Origin of the sequence: Wolbachia pipientis (assembly GCF_023661085.1) — a bacterium.
Taxonomy (GTDB): domain Bacteria; phylum Pseudomonadota; class Alphaproteobacteria; order Rickettsiales; family Anaplasmataceae; genus Wolbachia.
Genome location: NZ_JAHDJT010000101.1, coordinates 1 through 5,220, shown reverse-complemented (window position 1 = coordinate 5,220; position 5,220 = coordinate 1). Strand labels below are relative to the sequence as shown.

Annotated in this window: 6 protein-coding genes and 1 pseudogene; 6 read left to right on the top strand and 1 reads right to left on the bottom strand. The window is 37.4% G+C overall.

Features of this window, described 5'->3' with window-relative positions:
• Positions 1–513 precede the first annotated feature (513 nt).
• The 6 genes from DM84_RS04810 (at position 514) to DM84_RS04785 (ending at position 4,770) form a co-directional block, all read left to right on the top strand.
• The gene (locus DM84_RS04810) at positions 514–942 is read left to right on the top strand and encodes a hypothetical protein (RefSeq protein ID WP_250778756.1); all 429 of its coding nucleotides are present in this window, start codon (positions 514–516) and stop codon (positions 940–942) included.
• A gap of 7 nt (positions 943–949) precedes the next feature.
• Positions 950–1,291, top strand: a complete 342-nt coding sequence (locus DM84_RS04805; RefSeq protein ID WP_250778754.1) for a DUF721 domain-containing protein — start codon at positions 950–952, stop codon at positions 1,289–1,291.
• A 39-nt stretch (positions 1,292–1,330) separates the two neighbouring features.
• Positions 1,331–1,645, top strand: coding sequence for a 50S ribosomal protein L28 (gene rpmB, locus DM84_RS04800; protein ID WP_250778752.1), 315 nt, complete (start codon positions 1,331–1,333; stop codon positions 1,643–1,645).
• A complete protein-coding gene (lipA, locus tag DM84_RS04795) occupies positions 1,638–2,501 on the top strand; it encodes a lipoyl synthase (RefSeq protein ID WP_250778749.1) in 864 nt (287 codons plus the stop codon). The genes rpmB and lipA overlap by 8 nt, the downstream gene beginning before the upstream one ends.
• A 128-nt stretch (positions 2,502–2,629) precedes the next feature.
• On the top strand, positions 2,630–3,868 hold the full coding sequence (locus DM84_RS04790; RefSeq protein WP_250778747.1) for a collagen-like triple helix repeat-containing protein: 1,239 nt from the start codon (positions 2,630–2,632) through the stop codon (positions 3,866–3,868).
• A gap of 68 nt (positions 3,869–3,936) precedes the next feature.
• Positions 3,937–4,770, top strand: coding sequence for a hypothetical protein (locus DM84_RS04785; RefSeq protein WP_250778745.1), 834 nt, complete (start codon positions 3,937–3,939; stop codon positions 4,768–4,770).
• A gap of 213 nt (positions 4,771–4,983) precedes the next feature.
• Here the strand turns inward: DM84_RS04785 and DM84_RS04780 are convergent.
• Positions 4,984–5,220 (bottom strand): annotated as a pseudogene (locus tag DM84_RS04780) (Rpn family recombination-promoting nuclease/putative transposase); the annotation flags it as partial.

Sequence of the window (5,220 nt, the reverse complement as noted above, 5' to 3'; positions counted from 1 at the left end):
CCCGAGTGGCGAGTTTTGACTCTATAATACTGTAAATTGGCGCTATAATAATTTACTGACGCTTAGTTCAAGCGCGATTTGGCTGAATGTAGAAAAAATGAAAAAGACATGCAGCCGCTATAATTTGATACAATCCGCCAAAAAATACCCTGAGTTTTTTACTGAATTTTGTCATTGAGCCTGCAGATCAAAAACAAGTTTTGAGTCAGAAATACCCTTGTTGCTATGGTAACGAAGTTGAAAGAATTTGTCAAGCAAATTTTTGTAGCTCTCAAGGTCTCAAAAACCAGCGTTACGCGCTGAAATGACAACAAGAGGGAAAAATCTACTGCAGTTAATGATAATTTAATCAATTCTGATTAAAAATGGAGAGATCAGTTAATGATAAAACAAAGGTGGCGGCGTGCTGCTTTTTACGGTGTGGGGCTGGGGTGTTAACCAGCTCTAATGCTAGGATTGACAAACACCTGTATTCTATGTCAAATTTATAAGATTATAAAATTTGGGGATATTATGTTTAAAAGGTGCATGCCTTCTAAGTTACTAAATACTTGTTTAATATTGTTTATGACTGTATTGCTCACCGGCTGTTTTGCAACAATGTTTTCCGGTTCTACACAAACAATCCGGATTAAGGTAGTAGATGATGAAGGTGACTTAATAGAAAAAATTAAATGCGTTGTACATGACCCATCTGGAATGAGCCATTCCATTACGTCTAACCCTGGAGCAGTAGTTATTCAACGAGGTTCGGGACCATTATCTGTTGATTGTAAAAAAGCAGGTTATGAACAGTTACATGTAATGGTAGGTGAAAGTTTTAATAAGGTTGCTTTATTAAATTTGCTATGGTGGCCTGGTTTCATCATTGACACGGTTACTGGAGCTTATAAACAATACCCATCACACTACGTTGTAACTATGGAAAAATCTGATTCATAGCAGAAAAATGCTCAAACACGGTGGCCCAAAGAAATTAAAGTCTATAGTGGAAAGTTATGCATTAAAATGCATGAAAAGTAAGCTGAGCAAAAATGAGATACGTCTTATTTTGAACTGGAGAAGCATAGTTGGAGAGGAAATAGCAGAGTGTACGAAGCCAAAAAAGATCTTATATGCACAAAATATAAATTCCGGTGTTTTGCATCTGGTGGTAACAAATGGCAGCAAAGCGCTGGAAATTCAGCATATGGTCTCTCTTGTAATGGAAAAAATCACAATATTTTTTGGCTACAAAGCAGTATATGGTATAAAAATTAAGCAGGAGAGTATTGACTATTTCGCTGTATAAGGTAATCTAAGTACATAAGATAAGTTGTGGTATATTAAAGTGAGTAGAGTTTGCGAACTAACAAACAGGAAAAAGTCTTTTGGTAATAAGGTATCACATTCAAACCGTAAAACAAAGCGCACCTTTCGCTTGAATTTGTGCAATGTTACGTTGATGAGCAACATATTGAACAAAAAATTTAAATTTCGCGTAGCATCGAGAACTTTGAGAACTATAGATTACAAGGGTGATCTTGACGCTTTTTTGCTCAACACAAGAACAGTTAAGCTAAGCGAGAAAGCACAAAAAATAAAAAGAAAGTTGAAAAAAGTTCTAGCAAAACAAGAGGTAGAACTAGCCGTTTCAGATGCATAGTAAGCCTACATGGCTCAGAGCAAAAGCTCCAACTGGTGAAATATTCAATGAGACTTTAAACACTGTCAAGTTGCATAATCTGCATACGGTGTGCGAGGAGGCTGCATGTCCGAATATTGGCGAGTGTTGGAATAAGCGTCATGCTACTGTGATGATTCTTGGTTCCGTTTGCACTCGCGCTTGTGCATTTTGCAATGTTGCAACTGGTATTCCTGATAAATTAGATCCTCACGAACCGGAAAACTTAGCAAGGGCAATAAAAAAGTTAAACTTAAAGCACGTCGTTATTACCTCTGTTGACCGTGATGATTTACCAGATGGAGGAGCAAACCAGTTTATAAGGTGTATAGAAGAAATTAGAAAGATAATTCCAGAAACAACAATAGAGATTCTAACTCCCGATTTTTTAAATAAGAAAGGAGCATTTGAAGCGGTTGCTGTTGCCTCACCTGATGTCTATAACCACAATATTGAAACAGTGCCAAGACTATATGCAAAGATAAGGCCAAGAGCTCGCTATTTTCATTCACTATATTTGCTGAAGATGGTGAAACAAATTAATCCTAAGCTTTTTACCAAGTCAGGGCTTATGGTTGGTCTTGGGGAAACAAAAGAAGAAGTACTTCAAGTGATGGGCGATTTACGCAGTGCCGAGGTTGACTTTATAACGATTGGTCAATACCTGCAGCCAACTCCAAAACACGCAAAAATCGATAGATATGTTACGCCAGAGGAGTTTGAGCATTACAAATACGTTGCTTACTCCAAAGGGTTCTTAGTGGTTGCATCAAGTCCACTGACTAGGTCATCATATCACGCTGAGGAAGACTTTAACAGGCTCAAAGCTTGTCGTTGACTTCTGCATAACTTCTCCTTTAGTTACGCAAGAAGTCTATCTCCACTTCTTCGAGTTAAGGTTGATTAGCTTTTTTTTAAGTATTATGCGTTAAATTCCTTGTCTTTAAAGCTTATTACATAGGAAATATGCAGAAGTATACTTTTGCCATCGTCTGTACTGACGATACAGTAGGTGACAGTCCCGATCATAAAAAGATAAAGCTTGTTGGGAACGTAAGTGGTGAAGAAAAAACAATAACATTCTGCGGTCCTTGCATTGGGGCATATGGCATTTTTGAACGAAATAGAAAAAACTTTTTTCAACTATGGGTTGAGAGTGCAAAATATAAATTTCGTGAAGGTGGCTTCTGTGATAGCTGGACAAATGGAAAGCTCGACTACAAGCAAAATATTCAACTCAAGCATGTTAAGTTAAAGGTAATACTCGATGAAGATTGTGAATATAAGATTGCTGTATCTGTTGAGGACGATCAATGGATCACCTTACCTAAATCATCATTATCTGGTGAAAATCTTAATTTAAAGAGATATTATGGCCAAAAGCTTAGCTTATCGAGAGGAGAAAAATTCAAACAACATGGAGATGCGGACTATTATATACCAAAAGTTATGTGTGGTCAAACAGAGGTTTGTGATTTAGTACCTTATAGCTTTCCAAGCTGTGAGTTACGCAAAGCTCGATTTGAGGGTCCTTCAAATTTTATTTTGAGGGCAGAAGGTGATAGAATAGTTGTTGAAAAAAATGATGAAGGTGAACTTTCAATCTACCTTGCTAAGGAAAATGGAGATCGTTATCATAATATTTATACCAATACAAAAAATGTTATAGACTATTTAAACTCAGTTTTAAAAGCAGTATTGCTCGAAAATTCTAATATAAGGGAAGTTCTGCCTGAGCTTAATATCGATGATGATGTAGATATAGATAAAAGGCAGTTAAAATGTTTAGTACATAACATAGTCCCAAAGGAAGTCGCTCAGGAACTAGTTACTAACAAAAAAGACGAACTAGGAAAAGCAGTTCTGGATGTAAAGAATGGAGATGAAGAAATCTTAGTAAATAGTCCTATTTTACAGGAAAGAATAGTAGAAAAATTGAGAGAAAATCCAGGAAATGCAAAGGGGCCAAAAGGTGAAGATGGTGCTACAGGCTCTCAAGGAGAAAGAGGTCTACAAGGCCCTCAGGGTGAAAAGGTCCTCAAGGAGAAAGAGGTCTACAAGGTCCTCAGGGACCAAAAGGCGAAGATGGTGCTCCGGGCTCTCGGGGGCCAAAAGGTGAAGATGGTGCTACAGGTCTCAAGGGTGACAAAGGCGATAAAGGTGAGCCAGATGAGGCTGGAGAAAGTCCATCAGCCGCTGCTGTAGCTGCTCAGCTACTTACTGATAGTAATAATAAAAATACGTTAGTAACTGAAGTTGCAGGTAATCAAGGCTTGCAAGAAGCTATTGCAGGTAATCAAGGTTTACAAGAAGCTATTGCAGGTAATCATGTTCTAAAAGATGCAGTAACAACTGCCTTGAACAATAATAATGATTTTCACAGTATTGTCAAAAGAGCAACAATAGAAGGCTCAATAAATGCTAACAATGCAAAGCAGAAATTTACTTTGCAAAAAGGAGAAAAATTACTGGACGATGTCTATGAAGCAAATGTTGTTTTGAATGGCAAGACCATGGTTACCTTACCAAAAATAGGCTACTACATGCTCAATGATCAATTGGTCGTGCGTAATCATGTTACGAAAGAGAAGGTAGTTATTCCTGAGGATTTCCACTTTTTAAAAGTTGTTAAGCCTTATAATGATGATTATAAACTGACTTTTTGTAATGTGCTTGGTAATGAGTTTTTTGAATACAAAAAATACGACCCGCAGTATTCAAATGTTTCCGATGAATATAAGTTCATAAGTTTAAACTATGCGAAAAAAGAACACAACCCTAATCTCAGCGAGTTATTTGGCCATCGGCCGTCGTTTTTCATTACAGAAGGACCTGCTGAACCAGGCTTTCCAGGTCATTATCAAGCTGATGTGTTCGAATTAACAAATAACAAAAAAGGTAGGAAAATAGCTGCATTAATTGATAAATTTTGCTATTTTAATGAAAATGATCAGTTTAAGTGTTGCAATTACCACAAAGGAATAGAGTGCCGCATTTATGATACTTCTGAAATCAATCAAGAATATAGGGTAACAGATGCAAATAGCAAGTTCTCTCTTCCAGGTCATGATGATGTAGTTCTTCATACCATTCCAGAGTTAATTTAACCATTCTCGTATAGCTGACCAAGGAAAGCACGTTATACCGCTGCAGTATCCCAGCCGCTAACGCGTAGCGAAATAACGGTTGTCGGTGTCACTTGAGTTATAAATACTTAAGAAATTTACCAAGCGAAAAAAGGCGAAAGAAGCCCTGATCGGTGGCTAGTTATTTATATATACTGCAAAATATCAGTGTCTGCTCGGCTAAGCGATTTGAAATTAACTCGTGACTTCTTCTTTGAGCTGTGTAATTTCAGCTTTAGGAAGACCAGTAGATTCAGTTATTAAGTCGGCAGATACACCAGCTTTAAGTAGGTTTTTTGCCACTTCAATTTTTCCCTTTTCTGCCCCAATTTTGATGCCTCTTTCTTCGCTGATTTGGATACCTTCTTGTCTACCTTTTTCAGTAGCATCATCAAGTTTTTGAGCTAGGATGCCTTCTTCTTTCCGTAGATC

Coding starts and splice junctions, on each gene's coding strand:
- DM84_RS04810 (WP_250778756.1), top strand. CDS start 514: ATGTTTAAAAGGTGCATGCCTTCTAAGTTACTAAATACTTGTTTAATA.
- DM84_RS04790 (WP_250778747.1), top strand. CDS start 2,630: ATGCAGAAGTATACTTTTGCCATCGTCTGTACTGACGATACAGTAGGT.
- lipA (WP_250778749.1), top strand. CDS start 1,638: ATGCATAGTAAGCCTACATGGCTCAGAGCAAAAGCTCCAACTGGTGAA.
- DM84_RS04805 (WP_250778754.1), top strand. CDS start 950: ATGCTCAAACACGGTGGCCCAAAGAAATTAAAGTCTATAGTGGAAAGT.